Genomic DNA, 16,931 nt, shown 5'->3' with positions numbered 1-16,931 from the left:
CCCGGAAAATTCTCCAACAGAAAGCTGGCCGGAACCGCGCGGCGGCCCCGGCCATCGCGCTTACTCGGCGGCGATGTTGAAGGGTTCGCCCCACTCGGCCAGGGCGCTGCTGTCGGCGAGCGCAGCGTTCGTCGTATCCGGCTCGGCGGCTTCCGGCTCCAGTTCAGCAACGTCCGTCGATCTGGCGTCCGCACCTTCCTCGTCTTGCCGCTCAGCGAACACCGCAGGTTCTGGGGTCCGCAAGACCGCAGGCAGCCATCCAGTCCCGGCGAGCAACTGCTCGGCGGCTTCCGCCATTGGCTGCTTTTTCAGGTCCGACAGCCTCTCTGCCGCCTCTTCGCTGGCAGCATCGCGCACGGCGTCGAGGATATGTGCCTTGGTGATGCGCCCGAGGTACGTCCGGACGGTCGGCGTCCAATGTGCCGTCATATCGAGGTTGACGGCTGTCGCCAGCCTGTCCGCTGTCTCGTGGGCGCGAGGCTTGCGCTCCCAAGGCTGCTTTACGGCATTAACGGTAAGTGAGGCGCAATGGGCGAACAACGCCATGACGCTGGCATGGTCGAGTGGGGCGATGAAGCCCCACAGGTCAGCCAGATCGCGAGGCATGTCCGCAGCCCACTCCGCATGTCGATCTGCCAGTGCCTTGCCTGCCGCCGTATCCTCGATGCCGTCCGCGTGACCGGCGAGATAGACGCTGGTTGGGCGAATTTCGAGGCAGTGGGCCTCAGCACCCTGATAGAAGGTCTGCGCGGCAAGCGTATGAGTCACCGCGACAAGCGCGATGTCCGGCTGTTCGCCAAGCGCAAGGCGAAGCCCAAGCGTCCGATGAGCGGTTAAGTCGCGAATGAGAAGGTCCGACAACGGCCTGCCGTCATCCTCCGCTTCTTCGTCGCTGCCGCTGCCGTCTTCGATGATCTCGCCATCGTCGTTGAAGGCGTAGTCCTCGCCGTCTGGCCGCGTTTCAGCTTCCGATCCCGTCTGCTCATCCTCGGCGCGGATGAAGCCACGTTCGATGCGGGCCGTTCCGTCATGGGAAAGCACGACGAACATGCCGCCACGGGAGACAACATCAGGATCGTAGGCGTGACGCAGAGCGTCAATGCGCTCGATCTCGGCCTCGATCTTCCCGAAACGCTGATTGACTTCGTCCGGCAGTTCCTCGGCGCTATCCCATTCCTCCGTGAGCCGGTTGAACTCGTCCAATGCTGTCGTGTACGCGGCGTTATCTTCCTCCGACAAATCCACCGGCTGCGGGTAGGTGCGGCGCAAGCCGTTGGCATGAGGATAGTCGATATGGACATCGGCCCATTTCCAGCCTTCGGCCTGCCTGACGCTTTCCGAGATGCCCTGGAGCTTCTCGATCACCAAGCGGTCGAGCAAAGCGGCATCCTCGTAGAAGCCGCCACGATCCTCGGTGAACAGGTCGCGCAGGATGGCGCCACCAGCTTCCATGTAGGCTTCCGCGCCGATGAAGACGGCTCGCCGGTCGCTCGCTGCAATATGCGTCCGCGTCAGCTCACGGCGGATGATGTAGGGATCGCGATTGTAGGTGAGGCTTTCGAAAACCTGTTCCTGCCGGGCGTGATCGTCGGTGATGGCGAAGGCCATCAACTGGTCGAGGGTCAGATCGCCGTCGCGGTAGAACTGCATGAGCTTCTGGCTGACCGCTCCGAGGCGGAGGCGCTGCCGCACGACATGCGCGGTGATGCCGAAGCGGGCGGCGATTTCCTCCGCACCCCATCCGCGATCCTCGTGAAGCTGGCGGAACGCCTCGAACTGATCGGCGGGGTGCATCGCCTCGCGCGTGATGTTCTCGTCAAGGCTGATCTCATGGGCATCGTTGACCGTGTCGATGACGCAGCGGATCGGTTCGGTCTTCTTGATCTGCTTACGCTTCACGCGCAGCAGTTGCGCCAGCCTGCGCCCTTCACCGATGCTGACGAAGTAGAAGCCGGTTTCCACCCCCTCCCCGCCAAGCTCCGGCTCAACTACTAGATTTTGGAAGATGCCCTTGGCGGCGATACTCGCCGCATAGGCCTCGATGATCGCCTGGCTGTGCGGGGTCTTGCGCGCGTTGCGTGGCGACTTCTTCAACTTGTTCAGTGGAATGAAAACCTCCGTGCCGTTTTCGCTGGTAGTTCCCGTCTTCGCATTCGTGTCATTGGTCGTCATGGTTCTGGTCCTTCTCGTTAAACGCCGAAGGCATGCCCCTCGGCATGCCTTCCGGGGGCGCGTGAGCGCGCGGCAGAGAGGGGGGCGAATGCCGGCGAGCGGAGCTGGGCTGCGCGTCGAGCGGGGCGGTTGATCTGTTCAAAACGCGATGGTCGTGCGCCGCCTTGCGAGCGGGCGACCCCGCTCTGCGCAGGCGGTGTTCGCGGGGGAGAGATGGCCAAGACCATCTCTCCCCTTCGCCGATCGTCTGATGCTTGAGCACGTCTCACATGCAATAGGGGAAGTTGCCAGCCGATGCGCGCCGGATCGCTGTTCGACACTTCGCGATCGCTCGTCGCGTCGAAATCCCCATCTGCGGCGCTGATCGGCGTCGTGTCCATGCCTTCTATCGAAGGGTTCTCAGCCAGATTGCGTTGGACGGCGACCGCGAAGGCAAAATATTTGTTGAGATCGCCGAGTTTAGACAGTCTAGTATCGGTCTAATAATGGAGCCCGATTCAAGCTTGGGCTAGGGGGGAGAATTGTCGAGATGCCAAGTGCAGTAGAAGTGTTCGGCTTCCGTCTGCTGAGATCGCTAAACGCATGCGTCTGGGGATATTTCTGCTTCTGTCGTGTGCGAACATCCCTTCAGCAAGGGCTCGCCATCCGAAGGCAAGCACCTAAAACACTAGGGACGGCCCGGCTCATCTGCGCAGGCACTTTCTTGGCAAATCGTCGATGAAGAACCCCTTTGGCTTCGACCCGAATAAGATGACGCCCAAACCGTCTCCCGGCAAAACCACGCTCCCAACCATGGATCTCTCAGACACCCCGGTAGAACCCTTTCTCATTGATACGATTAAGGATCATGAAAGGCTTCGCAGCCCAATCCTCAGTCTTCCAGCTGGCCTCGATTCCAAATGGTTCGAACGCTGGATTTCAGTCTCGAATAGGAGTCTTCGGCTATTCCACAACAAATGGTCATCGAGCGTTACACAATTGACGGGCTTCCGGTGGCCAGAGAGTCGCCCTGACGTAGATTGCCTTTTCGAGATGCTGCCTGAAGCGTCAAAATACCCATTCTTTCTTCGACTTCTCGTCTCGGAACTTCAGGTCATCACAGGAAAGGACTCGCAGTACAGAAAGTTGTTGGCTGGGTATCGAGGCGCGTTGCAGAAGGCCAATCTTCGTCCTCGGAGAGTATCGCCGGAAGAGGGTGGGGGCAGAAAACAACTCGCGCAGTTAGCGGCGGCTGGCCAATGGGAGATCGTCAGCGCGGTCGTTCTCTTAGATTGGGCAAGCCTTCCCGCTCCTGACAAGGTTCCCGCCATGGCGGAGGTCGCCACGCACTGCCCGGCCCTTGCCGACTACATTCGAACAGTTATGGCATGTGACTTCAAAGAGTTCGATAGGATCGTCCAGGTTGCCAAGCTAGGATCACAGGCTGTCCCCCTGACGATCGAGAGCCAGCAGGAGAACGAGACTTCGAATGTTGACTCCGGGTCCGCGAAACATGCCGCGACTAAGCCGGGGGTAGAAGAAACACGGCCGATGGATGTTCTTTCAGGCGAGGCGACGATCGACCTGGGCGACAGCACGATCGACGACCACGAACCCCTTAGACGCACATCGCAAGCGTGGATCGCCGACCTCGCCGATATTATCAGAACGTCCGAAAGTGCGATTGCCGGCCCCCCGCGCCTGTCGGCCGCGTCGGAACTCGCACGCCTAATAGCCCGCGTACACGGACATGCAGCCGGCTATGAGGCGGCCCTCCCGAAAGGCGTCAATACGAATGAACTTGTTGGCCGCATGGGTGCCATCCTTGATTTTGTAAGAGCCATGTTCGTCCACATGGAGTTAGACAGCGACAGCACAGACGAGAGGATTGAGCAGGGCGCGGAATTGATCTCGCGCGCGCCAAACACGGCTGCCGTTATTGCAATTGAGGCAATTGAGGCCGGCATCGCGAAGGCAGAGGCCGCTCAAAAGGATGCCAGGGCAGCGATGGATGACGATGATCGCGCAAAGCTGCTGCCGCGCAAACAGCGAATCGCTGTGGCTGCAGGAATCATCCACCGAGCCGAGAGCGCCGCAAACCTTGCTCTTGATGAGATCATCGCGGCAGCGGCGGCGCTTACAGATGCAATTCCGGTCGCCTCTCATGACGTGCTGGAAACGCCGCAAAATGATCCGTTGGACGTACCGGGGACGGATAGGCAAGGTGTTGGGTTCTCGACAATTGTTGAACCCTATCCGTCGATAACCACTCCGGTCTCCGCAGCGGGTCCCCAAGAGGATATAGCTCCAGAAGTTCTGTCTGAATTTGCCGGAAACGATCAGGAACTAGCCATTCCTGCCGTTGCACCCGTCCAAGCACCTATAGTCGTAGACGATGAGGTCGATCCGCTGCTGCTTGATGCGGTGGGCACAGCTGACACATTGTTTGAACATCAAGAATTCGGGCTCGCCTATCATTTCGTCAGAGCCTGCGAGCGGGTGCTCGGCGAGGGGTCCGGGGTTCCCTACGGGGCCGACGAGCTCCGGCTCATCGCTCTGGGCGCGCGGATGGCGGGGCACTCGCGCCACGAACCAGAAGGTTTCCGAGCCTCTTTGAACGCCTGCGCGACCGGTCATGACTTTTCTGAAGATGCTGGCTCTCGACAGGAAGCTCTACGAGTCGCCGTGACGGCTGCCGTAATCCCAACTGCACTTTTCAACGTGGCGGACAGTAGCGCGGCGTTCGCGGTTATAGACAGAATCCGCCCTACCGGGAGCTGCTCAGGTTTTTATCAGCTGTACGAGACGCTGGAAGAGAACAGGCGATTGGGCTTTCCCCTCACCGTCGCAAGCGTCAGAGCTGCAAGCGCCGCGAACGCCGACCTTTCCTATGTCGACGAACGCAAACGTGCCGTAGTTGAGCAGATCAGGGCTCTGCAGTCCGCGACATTCCGCTTCGTGCTGGGTCAAAAGGTAAAGCATGCATTGTTGTCCCCGCAAGGTCCTGTGGGGGTACTAAACTCCGCTTTGTCAGGAAACAGTGGGGCCAATGCGGCTGCCAAGTTCGCCGGGCTGTACAGGTCACGAGAAGACATCGTCGCGACTTTGATTAAGTCAGCCAATGAAGTGGGCAATGGGCAGGTAATTGATGGTGCTGCGCGCGAACGGCTTGTTGCGCTAGTCTCCGATATTTCAGCGCTCAGCTTGGAATATGCGGAGGCAGCCCGGCAAGTCGAGGACCTGCGTTCTGCCGGTGGCAAGATGGCTCTGATACGCCGGCTCATAGACAACTTCATTAAGGGAATCGAACACTTTCGCAATGAAGCATCGGCGCCAACGGGCGACGCATTGTTGGATGCGGCCAACACCTACGCGAGGCAGGTGCTGGGGCAGATAGAGAAAACCCTCAAGGGCAGAGCCGTAGCCGAATTCGACCGCAAAGAAGCTAGCCTTGCACTTCATGTTCCCTTGTTGTGGCTACCAGGCATGACTTGGAGCCACGCGTGGACCCCGTCGCCGAACGACGCTTCGAGGCTGATGAAAGCAATTGCTGACCTTCCGTTGCCCAGGATAGTAGGAGACCTCGCAGAAGCGCTTGAAGCCGCCATAGATAAACGTTGCAAAGAGGACGCGTTCGTACCAGCGAAGATTCTCCTCTCCTTTGCGAAGCGGTTCGGCTGCAGCGATTCTCGCGTGGAAGACGTCCGCGCGAGAATCGAGACAGCCGAGAGCACCCGAAAAGGCCAGCTCAAGGCCAAGCACGAGCAGGTATCCAGCTTGGTCGAAAAGGTTCGGCGCATGGCCCTCGGCAGCCTGAAGGGGTCATCTGAACTGGAAGAGCGTCTCCGCAGCGTCCCACTCGACGAAAAGCCAATAGTTGTGGCCGCCGAGTTCATGCCTGAGGAAACAGAGGGCACACATGTCTCGGACGTCAATGCCGCCTTCCACAGGTTGGAAGACCTGGAAAGAGAAGCTCGAAAGCTCTTAGATGAAGCCAAACGGGAGTTTGTCAAAAGCATCGACGACCTCATTCAAGGCGATAAGATCGACGGCGCCGCTCGGGATAATCTGCGCAGACTTTTGGATACGGACGATCTTGCCACGCTCTCGGATTGGATTTCGGTTTTCAGTGCCGATGACGAACGGCGGCCGGTGCTAGGCGGCAACATCGTAAACCCCGCGCTCGACCGGTTCCTCAAGATCTGCGAAAGCACCAAGAGCGTGGATTTGGTGGCTCTGCAGCATTCTGTTGCTGCCGGAAAAGATGACGGTCCCTTCCAGTTTTCCCTTATCGAGGAAGAGCGCCGTGAGGAAATCGGGAGCACCATCCGTGCCTGGCTTGATTTTAAGCGGAACCTGAGAGGCAATGCCGGCCTCGCGCATCTAGGGCCGAAGCTCGTCAGTCTTCTGTCCCAAATTGCATTCGAAGCACAGCTGGTGGACCTCAACAAGGAAAGAACGGATCAGAAAAGGTCCGTATTCGTCTTGGACGCAAAGATGCGCCTGCCGCTCGATGCCTCGTCTTTGATGTTGCCTGATTTTGGCAGCTCTACCAACGGGGGATGGCGGGTGGCCGCTGCCCCGAACACGGTCAGCAATGTCGAAATCCTTAATCTTGCGGAAGGTGCGGAGCCTCGCGGTGCCATGATTCTGGTCTTCGGGCACCTTTCGCTTGAGCGACGATATCAGATAAAACTCGAATGCTTAAAACGGAAACGGAAAGTGATCGTAATCGACGAGATGCTGCTTCTCGCAGCACTTTCGTCGCCCGAGCGGCGACCCTTGATGCTGTTCGAAATCGCTCAGGCCTTCACGACAGCAACACCATACCAAGATTACGGTCGGTCCGCTCAAGTGCCGCCCGAAATGTTCAAGGGTCGAGCAAAGGAGTCTGCGAGCATCGTCAATCCGTTCGGTTCGTACATCGTCTATGGTGGTCGCAGGCTGGGCAAGACAGCGTTGCTGCGCCACATTTCACGAAAAGCTCCAGAACATGCGCTGTTCGCATACCTCGATCTGGTAGACTCGCCGTCGGACCTATTGTGGGAAAGGGGTTCAGAGGTTCTTATTGAAGTATTCGGCGGCAAGCAGGCAGCCACGGCCGACGAGTTCGAAGCGGGAGTCAGAGCATATCTCGCTGGCGATGACAGGCGCCGAATTCTCCTGATGTTCGACGAGGCGGACAATTTCGTTCGGGAGCAGGCATCTGAAGGAATTCGTCACCATCATGTCCTACGGCTGTTGACCTTGATGGCCGATACCGACCACCGCTTCAAGTTCGTACTTTCCGGCCTGCACAACGTCTCCCGTACCACACGTTCAGAGAACTCTCCTCTGGCTCAAATCTCGAACGACTCGGTTCGCATAGGGCCTCTCGTCTATGGCGATGCCGGCGACGCCGAAGAATTGATAAGGGTGCCCCTGGCGGCCTTGGGCTATGAATTCGCACGCAGGGAGGACGTTTGGCGCATCCTGAGTTTCGCCAACTATTACCCGATCCTGATCCAAGTCTTCTGCCAAGGATTGCTGACGAATGTCGAGGAACAGCAGCGCCGCACACAACGCGAGCTGAGACTGATCACGACGCAGATGGTCGATACCGCGATGAAGAGCCCGAGCATCAAGGCCGCGCTCTACGGCAGTTTCGAGAAGACGATCAGGCATATCGAGCAAAGGTATGAACTACTTACGTACATCGTGGCGGAGCGGGCACTAATCGACGCGGTCGAAGGCGCCGATGGCGATGGTATGACTGCAAGTGAAGTGTCTGAACGTGCCGGGCGCTACTGGCCAGAGGCATTTCCTAAGGGCAGCGACCCTTCGGAGATTGAGTACCTGCTCGACGAGATGGAGGGGTTCGGAATCCTCCGATGGATGCCATCTGGAAGGTGGGCTTTGCGTTCCCGCGTTCTGCTCGATCTCATGGTCGAAGACGAGGAGGACCTACTAGGCCGCATCTACAGTTTCAAAGGAAAGCCGCTGGAGGCTCCTTTTGATCCTAAAAACAGCCGGACGAAGATTACGGGAACGGGGAAAGCCGAAGTCGAGGGCAAGGTTTCGCCGCTGACCGACGGGCAGGAAGCTGAAATCATGTCGCCGGTTCGCGAGCACGGACGCGCCATTGTGCTGTTCGGCGCGCCAGTTTCCAACGTCGAACATGTTCGTTTCGCCCTTGAAAGGTCGCGGACAGCCCGAGGCAAGGGTTCGCCGGACGTCAAGGTGGAAATCCGCGGATGGAACCGCAGCGATCTCATGCAGGAGATCCGCAAAGGAAAGCATGGGAACGGTACAAAGGTACTTGTTGTAACCAACCTTACGAACTGGACGCCGGATTGGGTCGTTGATGCTGCGCGTCATCCCAACGTAGCCAAAGGATTGGTCAGGCCACTCTTCATTGGCAACGCGAGTCACGCTCTGTCTTGGGCGAAGGCGTACCCGATCGGATCAAAACCGCCATCCAGAGTTAATATAGAGATATTGCGGCCTTGGGCACGTTCATACTTGGCGACGCGACTCGATGGCCTGAATGCCCTCAAGACGACGACCGTGGACAAGATTCTTAAAACGACGGGGGGATGGAACGAACCTTGTCAAACAATCTTTGCGCACGCCATGACAGGTGCGCAGCTGGAAAAGGCAATCAGTGAGGCGGGTTCTGCGCTGGAGAAGGCAGGCGTAACAAGCCTGTTTGGCACAGCGCCCGAACTCGTGCCCACCTATCGCACAATGGCAACATACTGCGAAGATGGCACCCCCGCCGACGAAATTGCCGACTTGATCGCAGACCCATCGTGTTCCTCGCTGGCGATCCAGTTTGGAGCACTCGCTGGCATCCTGACACTATCGGTAAATCCACTGGACGCGGGCAGCAAATTGGTGAGCATGAACGCGCTAGCTCGTACCATGTTCGGAACTGCAGGCGACAAATGAGAGAAGGATTCGAATGGTGGACCTTGCCCGGGCCAGCGGGCTTTGTCTCCCGGGTCATGTCCGACTTGTGGACCTCAGGCATTGCCGTTGTTGAGTGTCCCAGGCCGCTGCCGGTTGGCTTTAAACATGCGCTAGCACGAAAGCTCACTGACGAACTTGCCGCAGAGGCTGTTTCGTTCAATGCATCCGACGCGGAGGTTGGTGGTTCGATCATTCATTCATTGGCGCTGGCGCGGGGCGTAGCTGGCCTTGCCATCGGTACCGTAGCAGACTTCCTGTCAGATCCGGAACTGGAAGGAACTGCATTTGTCATCGACGGCGTTACCCGGGAACAGGTCAGCGTATGGGGAGCATTGCTCCGCACGTTAGTGCTCGAGCGAAAAAGGCAAGCCATTACTTCTGGACCATACCTTGTTGTATTGGCTCCTACGGGCCTTGGAAAGGACGACGCCAGACGCCTCAGAGGCGCAGTAACCCCACGTAAGATGATTGGCACCGTTACATCTCTCGATACCGGCGCGTGGGTGGCAGCAAGCGGCATTCGCATCGGCGCCGGTATCATAGAACGTCTTGCTGTGGCCACGGTCATCGAAGTGGCGGCTTGGTCGCGAGAGTTACTTGAGATGGGCCTTGCTTGGGAGGAAGAAGATCAGCTGGCGCCGATCTCGCGGCTTCAAGTTCTGGCAGGATCGAGATCCTGGCCCTATCCGTGCTGGGAAAACGGCCTCGTGGACCTATGGGATGACGTGCCGGTGCCTCACGCTGCCGCGGCCGTCGCACATAGTCTCCTTGATGAGATTGATCGCCGGGTTTGGGCAGCCCAGGCGCGGGCGCTGCTTCCGATGGTCGATGCCGTTCGGCGAGGTTTGATCCGAAAATATCTTGACGAGCTTGAACGCCGCGCCAGCCCCGAGAACCCTTACGTTAAACAGATAAATGATCGAGTTCTTCGGTATCATAGTCCGTGGCAATTCGAGTGGTACGAAATTCTCACTTTGCTCGAGCCCCACATGTCTCACGACGAGCGGAACGGTGCGCTAGCCTTTAAAAGGGCCCGGGACTGGCTATCTCACGGCAAACCCGCCGCCAATTCTCAACTTTTCCAGCTTTCCGAATGGTGGGAGCGCTTGGCCGACTCGCTTCCCGCCTCAGTACCAGGATGGGACTGGCCTCGAGCTGGGCAACGCCTAATGATGACGGTGGGGCCGGCAGCGTCGGGGAAGAGTAATTGGGCTGCATCGCAAGGACTCCCGGTAGTCTCAACGGAGAGCATCATACTGGAACTTCACGGAAGTCTGTCCGTAGGCGACCTCGGGCAAATATTTCGCGTAGCGAGAAACCGGGCCGGCGACTTACTGCGCACAGGGTCCGACGTGGTGTTGGATGCCACGCACATCGGAAGTTCCGACAGGGTGCGAAATGCAAAAATGGTACCGAACGATCTTCCCGTCGAGTATGTGGTGATCGATCGTGACCCGTTCGAAGATATCTCTTCACAAGGGATGGGGAAGACAGGTCTCACAGAAATTCCCCGGTTGCAGTTTCAAGACGCCGAAGCGAGATGTCTTGCCGGTGATGGCCTTCCCAATGTCCGGGTCATCGATCTGAGAAATATCGATCGGTAATTTACATGGCGAGTGAGACTTGGCTCATTTGGGCAGCCTCTTGCGTGCTTTGATCCGCTCGAACTGCATTCAAGACTTGCAGGTTGGATCATACGTGAGGCGCGCTGCCGTGACTCATGACTGAGCCAATGGATCGTCAGCCCACCTAGGACCAGAAACGGTGGCGTGCGTGTGATATGATCGCGCCGGACGAACAGTGCCTACACTTGTTCTACCACTCTCGCATCCGCAATCTCCGCACGATCCAGTGCTGCTTGCACGGCCTCTTTATTCAGCAAAACTATGTGCTGCGCCCGCGTAGGCTCCTTCTCGGCATCTCGAAGCAAACCGAGCCTCTTCAGCACATAGAACAGCATTGAACAGCGCACCGACAGCACCGCTTTGTTGCCGGTCATACCGTAGTCCTTCGCCACGACCTTCTTCTGATTTTCGGTGAGAGCAGGATGCGGCGTGATTTCGACATGGATGCGCTCGTGCCATCTCAGATCATCCCTGCTGTGCGCGCCAAACGGGCCAGGGGCTCGTGCTTCCAGAATGCGCGGCAGTATGAAGTCTTTGAATTTAGCATCGGTATGGCAGTATGCCCGCGCATGCCAGCGAAAGCCGTCGTAGCCGAAGGCGTGGGGCGACATGCGCCGCCAAACGGGATCGGTTCGCACGCGGCTCATAGACTGATACAGAACCTCCACCGATTTCTTATCGCGCATTGCGTCGAGGACTGATCGCAGCACGGCCGTGTTGACCTCGCGGTGCGGTGTAAGGGCGATATCAGAATCGGGACAATACCCTAGCCAGGATTCGGTTGGCTTTGATAATCCTTCCGCAAGGGAGCGCAACCGAGATAGGTACGCGTCGGGGTCGCGGCTCAGGAATTTAGGCTCGAAACTTCGTGACGGTATGTAGCGTTTCCCGCTTTTGTCATACTCAACATTTCCCGGCGCTTGATCCTGATACAGCGTCAGGTCTTTCGATGCCTGCGGCACCGAAACGCCGAACATCTTGATAATGTCCGCGCGGTTGACGCCGCCTTCCCAGAACAGCCGGAACTCTATGAATTCCAGCCTTTGTTCAACGCCCCACCGTACACCGGGCTTTTCGTTTTCCATCAGAACCTCGATATGGGTATAAACTATATTGACATAGAAAGGCGATGCGTATAATTCATATACCCATTAGCGCGGACGGTCAAGCCGTTGATGCTCAAGCCAATACGGTCGGAGACTCCAACCGAAAGCGAGGGCGACCTTCCGCCCCATCGGCAACGCCGACTGCACCCGAATCGATTTTGCTAATGGCAAGAAGATGCTCGTCGACCAGCCGGAAGAACTGAATTGGATCTCCGGGCTGTACAGCGCAATCATCTCGATGGGCCTGTTTCACGCATCTCGACGACGACCGTTACTGCGGTTCCGGCGACTTCTTCTGGCTCGACCTTGCAGCCCAAGTACCAAGGCGAGAGGGCCGGAAGCCAGAGCTGAATACGGCGCAAGAAATCTGCGGGCGTGAACGACAAACGCGCTTCAATTTCAGCGCCACGGCGCCTTCCTCGACCTCAATCGCAGATACGAATATAAAGTGTATGGACATATTAAAGCTATCCGTGTACTAATGCTTCCCATTGACGCCCTTCGACAATGGTCTGGGCGATTTTGGCCCGTATCGAACGGATCGGGAAACAGAGGGAATTGAAAATGACAGGCGCAAACGATCAGGTTGAGAAATTTCTTCAGGCACTCGTGGGAGAACTGGCCATTCCGGTGTCTCGGTATGAACAGGCCGAGACGAGCTACAAGTCCCTGGGCGATTGGTTTCACCGGCCCGAGAGCACGGTGCGGAATTTCGACCCGGCGGTTTATGTACAGGGATCGTTTCGCCTCGGAACAGCGATCCGACCGATAAGCGACGCTGAGGAATATGACGTCGACTCTGTCTGTGAGTTGAAGAAGCTCACAAAGAACGAGCTAACGCAGTTCGACCTGAGGCAGCTCTTGGGCCACGAAATCAAGGCTTATCACGACGCCAAAGGGATGACGAAGCCGGTGCGCGAAGGCCGGCGTTGCTGGATCCTCTCCTATGCGGATGGCGCCCAGTTCCATATGGACGTCCTTCCCTCGTTGCCGAATGGCTCGGAACAGCGGCTCCTTCTGGAACGCGCGCAATTCGATGCGCGGTGGGCGGATACTGCGATCGCCATCACGGATCGTGATGTCCCGACCTACCGGGTGCGGACGGCCAACTGGCCGCGCTCCAATCCCAAGGGATATGGGGAATGGTTCAAGTCCCGGATGGCCTCGGTCCTCGCCCGGCGCAAGCAGGTCCTCGTGGAGTCGTTGAAGAGGCAGGGGGTCACGGCTAGCGTCGAGAAGCTGCCGGACTATCGCGTGCGGACACCGTTGCAGGCGGCGGTGATGCTCTTAAAGAGGCACCGGGACAACATGTTCACCGGCGAGCCCGATGTGAAGCCCATCTCTGTCATCATCACGACGCTGGCAGGCCACGCATACGGGGAACAGGACGCGATCTCCGGCGCCCTCTCTTCGATCCTGGAGGGCATGGAGCGGTACATCCATCACGATGGTACCAAATACATCATTGCGAATCCCACCGACCCGTTCGAGAACTTCGCTGACCGATGGGAGAAGGACCCGCGCAAGGCGAAGGCCTTCTTCCGGTGGCTCGAACAGGCCCGGCAGGATTTTGGACGCGCCGCCCACGCCACAACGTTGCAGCGCATGAACGAAGCGGTCTCTGCCCGGATGGGCACGGCGTTGACCGACCGAGCAGTGACAAAGATCAACGGAAACGGTGGAGGGCTCCTGCGCACGCCGTCCGCTGCCCCTGCAGCAGTGGCCATCCCGACCTTCGGAAACGCGCCTCGGGTGCCGACGACGCCGAAAGGATTTGCATGAGCTGGTGGCTGACGAACGCCTCCCGTGCGAGGTCCGAGCAGGTCGCGCTCGCACAGTTGCTGGAGCGCGCCGGATGGTTGTCGGCTGTCGGCTGGAGGGTCGGCGACGACCTTCAGCTGATCGTGGATTTCGACATCCAGCACAACGGTGAGACGTTCAGCCTCTACATGGTGTATCCGTCGACCTTCCCGGATACACCGCCCATGGTGTTATCGCGGGACAGTAAGCGGCTTACCTGGCACCAGTACGGGGCTGGAGGAGAGCTCTGCCTCGAGTTCCGGCCGGACAATTGGGATCCGTCGATCACCGGGGCGATGATGGCTGAGAGCGCATATCTTCTCCTGTCGGGTGAGAGGCCGGAGGGAGACGAGGGCGGCGTTGTTCCATCAGCTCATAAGGCGTCGATCGGCCGCGACGCCCGCAACGGGCATATGAGGTTCGTACTTGACGGAGGCGTCATCGAAGTTCTCGAAGGACTTCCAGTCGATACCGCTGTACCAATCATCGCCTGGGACCGGTTCGAGAAACCGACGTGGGTTGCATCTCTCGTCAGTGTCGGGGACGAAGGCTCGATATGGTCGAACAGCGGTCCCGAGCCTTCGCGCTCCTCAATCGCAAAGGGATTCGCCTTTCGCACAACGCGTGAGATCGACGGCTTCGGGGCAAACCCGGGGCGTTTCGCCGAGCTGTTGCCTGCTGAGTTCCCCGAACTTGCGGAGCAACTGCTGGAAAGCCCCTTTGACGGTTTCGTCCTGCTCGGGGACGCAGACCGGTGGATCGCGCTGAACCTCTATCCGCACGAAGGCAAGCAGACTGTCTTCGGCTATAAGATGATCATCGCACCCGGTACATCCGGCCGTTTGTCGGCGAACCACGCCGGTCTTGCAGAGAAGCGGGTCGCGATTGTCGGATGCGGCTCGGTTGGATCGAAGATCGCTACCACCCTTGCCAGATCCGGCGTCCGAAAATTCACGCTCGTCGATGACGATATCTTCTTCTCGGCAAATCTGGTCAGGAATGACCTCGACGCAAGAGCGATTGGCCAACATAAGGTCGACTCCTTGACGGCTCGCCTCAAGGACATCGTCGCGAATGCCGAGATTTCCATTTGGCGCGTAGCGATAGGTCAGCAGGAGAGTGCCGGAACGACCGAGTCCGTCATGGAGGAATTGGCGCAGGCCGACCTGCTGATCGATGCGACCGCCGATCCGCGAGCGTTCAACCTGATGGCGGCGGTCGCGCGCCGGCACCGCAAACCGATAATTTGGTGCGAGGTCTTTTCCGGAGGGATCGGAGGTATCGTCGCGAGGGCGAGGCCAGAGCTCGACCCGATCCCGACGATTGCTCGAGGCCAGATACGCGCCTGGTGCGATGCCCATGGTGTGCCATGGGCGGCTGCAACTCAAGTGAAATATGGGGCGCAGCAGGAGCACGGCTCCCCGCTAGTGGCCGACGACGCCGATGTCAGTGTCATCGCCGGCCATGCTTCGCGATTGGCGTTGGATATCCTGACGCGCGAGCAAAGCATCTTTCCGTCCTCGGCCTATGCGATCGGATTGGCTGCGGAATGGATCTTCCGCGCTGCCTTCGATACCTGGCCGATCGACCTTCTGCCGGAAGGAAAGTGGGGTGAAGCCCAAGGTGGTGAGTCCAAGGAAGACCTGAAGGAGCTTCTCGCCTCTCTCTTCCCGGAAGTCGCAGCATGATCCGGGTGGGAGTCTCCCATGAGGTGCGCGATTGTATGAAGCCGGCTCTTCGACGAGCAGGATCGCGTGAGATTGGCGGCATCCTCATGGGGCAGGAAGTCGGACGCGGTCATTTTGCGGTCGTCGATTTTTCTCTGGACGAGATTTCGGGAGAACGGGCTCACTTCGTTCGCGACGCCGACCATCACCGGCAGGCCTTGGAGAACTTCTTCGATCGGACAGGTCACAACTATCAGACGTTCAACTATCTCGGCGAATGGCACTCGCATCCAAGTTTTTCAGCGCAGCCGAGCGTTACGGATCTTCGCTCGATGCAGGATCTGGTCGACGGAGAAAGGGGTATCGAGTTCGCCGTACTCCTGATCGTGAAACTGGGATTTTTCCGGCGCTTCATTGTGTCCGCAAGCCTTCATAGGCGCGGTCGGGAGCCCGAATCTGTCGAACTGACGACCAACTAAGGAAGCCGCAAAATGCGCTGGGATACCGTTGACTTTGTGATCCGATCAGCCGCCGGATGGTTCTTTCGAGCGCGCAACGCGGAGAGTTGGATTTTCCGCGGCGCCGGCGCCGTGCTGTGTGCAATTTATGGCGTGAACTGGGTCTTCAAATATTCTGGCCCTATGTGGGGCACGGCCGGCTCAGTCGAGATAGGAACGGGCGGTGCTGTCCCTGAGAACCTCCTCTGGACCATCACTGTGGTTTGCGCATTGTTGATGATCAGCTCGGCTGCGTGGGCGTGGACGCGCTACGCAAATGATCAAAAGAGGCTCTCGCGCAAGAAGGTGTTCGTCATTGAGGGTAGAGGGTTGCGAGACGACGATGGTTCGCCATTGAAGGCCGCCGTTCCCGACAGCATTGTTGGAACTCGCGTGGATTTGGTTGTGGACCTGCGCCAGCGCAAGGACGGTGTCATCGTCGACCCCGAAGACCTGCTCCAGCCCGTTGTCGGAATGAAGACTTTGTTCCATCAACTCCAAAAGGGAAACGACAGAGGCGACCTGACGACTGTCTATGGCGGACTGACGGCGGTCCCGTTTACCTTTTTGACCGGCGTGCTTCTGGATGATGAGGGCGATGTCGTCGTCATGGACTGGGATCGGGGCGCCAGCCGGTGGCGCTTGCTCGACGGGTCGGACGACGATTTGCGTTTCGAAGTTACAGGGATCGACGAAGCTGGAAGCGCCAGAGAGGTGGTGCTGGCTGTCTCGGTTTCATACGCTGTGAAGTCAGAAGACTTAGCCACCACCTTCGCGCATCCGGTTGTCCGCATGATGCTGCCGGACCCGCAGTCATCGCATTGGTCCCAAGTCAAGCAATCGGCACTTGCCGATCAGTTTCTTGGGGTCTTGAAGCAACTCGATGCGGCGGGCGTGGAGAGGATCCATCTGGTCCTGGCTGCGCAAAACAGCGTCGTCTTCAACCTAGCTCGCCGTTATGACAAACGAAATCTGCCCAGCCTGGTCGTCTACCAATTCGAACGCGCGCATAATCCAAAATACCCGTGGGGTATCGAGATGCCTGTTGCAGGTGTGGGGACTGCTCGAGTCGTTCATGGGGTTGTATCTGAGGCGCAATCTCAGGGAGGCTAGCTGTGCGTATGAGAATCAGAC

8 protein-coding genes are annotated in these 16,931 nt (G+C 58.4%); 6 read left to right on the top strand and 2 right to left on the bottom strand.

Going from position 1 to position 16,931, the window contains the following annotated elements; all coding sequences use genetic code 11:
• Positions 1 to 60: 60 nt before the first annotated feature.
• Positions 61 to 2,172 carry a ParB/RepB/Spo0J family partition protein gene (locus NKI61_RS08500; RefSeq protein WP_352839169.1) on the bottom strand — a complete coding sequence of 704 codons (2,112 nt, stop codon included), beginning with the start codon at positions 2,170 to 2,172 and terminating at the stop codon, positions 61 to 63.
• A 717-nt stretch (positions 2,173 to 2,889) separates the two neighbouring features.
• Between NKI61_RS08500 and NKI61_RS08495 the strand changes: the two genes are divergently transcribed.
• On the top strand, positions 2,890 to 9,081 hold the full coding sequence (locus NKI61_RS08495; protein WP_352839168.1) for an AAA family ATPase: 6,192 nt from the start codon (positions 2,890 to 2,892) through the stop codon (positions 9,079 to 9,081).
• Positions 9,078 to 10,706: an AAA family ATPase gene (locus NKI61_RS08490; RefSeq protein WP_352560480.1), complete on the top strand. Its 1,629-nt coding sequence runs from the start codon at positions 9,078 to 9,080 to the stop codon at positions 10,704 to 10,706. Before NKI61_RS08495 ends, NKI61_RS08490 begins: the two co-directional genes overlap by 4 nt.
• Positions 10,707 to 10,906: 200 nt before the next feature.
• Here the strand turns inward: NKI61_RS08490 and NKI61_RS08485 are convergent, their stop codons facing one another.
• Entirely contained in the window at positions 10,907 to 11,812 is a 906-nt protein-coding gene (locus NKI61_RS08485) for a BrxR family helix-turn-helix transcriptional regulator (RefSeq protein ID WP_352560479.1), read from the bottom strand.
• Between the two features lie 528 nt (positions 11,813 to 12,340).
• Here NKI61_RS08485 and NKI61_RS08480 point away from each other — a divergent pair.
• Genes NKI61_RS08480 through NKI61_RS08465 form a run of 4 tightly spaced genes read left to right on the top strand, consistent with a single transcriptional unit; the run spans position 12,341 to position 16,910 of the window.
• A complete protein-coding gene (locus NKI61_RS08480) occupies positions 12,341 to 13,615 on the top strand; it encodes a nucleotidyltransferase domain-containing protein (RefSeq protein ID WP_352839167.1) in 1,275 nt (424 codons plus the stop codon).
• Positions 13,612 to 15,321 carry a ThiF family adenylyltransferase gene (locus tag NKI61_RS08475; protein ID WP_352560475.1) on the top strand — a complete coding sequence of 570 codons (1,710 nt, stop codon included), beginning with the start codon at positions 13,612 to 13,614 and terminating at the stop codon, positions 15,319 to 15,321. The genes NKI61_RS08480 and NKI61_RS08475 overlap by 4 nt, the downstream gene beginning before the upstream one ends.
• On the top strand, positions 15,318 to 15,779 hold the full coding sequence (locus NKI61_RS08470; RefSeq protein ID WP_352560473.1) for a Mov34/MPN/PAD-1 family protein: 462 nt from the start codon (positions 15,318 to 15,320) through the stop codon (positions 15,777 to 15,779). Before NKI61_RS08475 ends, NKI61_RS08470 begins: the two co-directional genes overlap by 4 nt.
• Positions 15,780 to 15,791: 12 nt before the next feature.
• The gene (locus NKI61_RS08465; RefSeq protein ID WP_352560471.1) at positions 15,792 to 16,910 is read left to right on the top strand and encodes an SAVED domain-containing protein; all 1,119 of its coding nucleotides are present in this window, start codon (positions 15,792 to 15,794) and stop codon (positions 16,908 to 16,910) included.
• Positions 16,911 to 16,931: the final 21 nt, after the last annotated feature.

The organism is Mesorhizobium sp. M0514 (assembly GCF_040321145.1).
GTDB lineage: Bacteria > Pseudomonadota > Alphaproteobacteria > Rhizobiales > Rhizobiaceae > Mesorhizobium.
This window is presented reverse-complemented; position numbering and strand designations above follow the sequence as displayed.

Coding starts and splice junctions, on each gene's coding strand:
- NKI61_RS08500 (WP_352839169.1), bottom strand. CDS start 2,172: ATGACGACCAATGACACGAATGCGAAGACGGGAACTACCAGCGAAAAC.
- NKI61_RS08495 (WP_352839168.1), top strand. CDS start 2,890: ATGAAGAACCCCTTTGGCTTCGACCCGAATAAGATGACGCCCAAACCG.
- NKI61_RS08490 (WP_352560480.1), top strand. CDS start 9,078: ATGAGAGAAGGATTCGAATGGTGGACCTTGCCCGGGCCAGCGGGCTTT.
- NKI61_RS08485 (WP_352560479.1), bottom strand. CDS start 11,812: ATGGAAAACGAAAAGCCCGGTGTACGGTGGGGCGTTGAACAAAGGCTG.
- NKI61_RS08480 (WP_352839167.1), top strand. CDS start 12,341: ATGGTCTGGGCGATTTTGGCCCGTATCGAACGGATCGGGAAACAGAGG.
- NKI61_RS08475 (WP_352560475.1), top strand. CDS start 13,612: ATGAGCTGGTGGCTGACGAACGCCTCCCGTGCGAGGTCCGAGCAGGTC.
- NKI61_RS08470 (WP_352560473.1), top strand. CDS start 15,318: ATGATCCGGGTGGGAGTCTCCCATGAGGTGCGCGATTGTATGAAGCCG.
- NKI61_RS08465 (WP_352560471.1), top strand. CDS start 15,792: ATGCGCTGGGATACCGTTGACTTTGTGATCCGATCAGCCGCCGGATGG.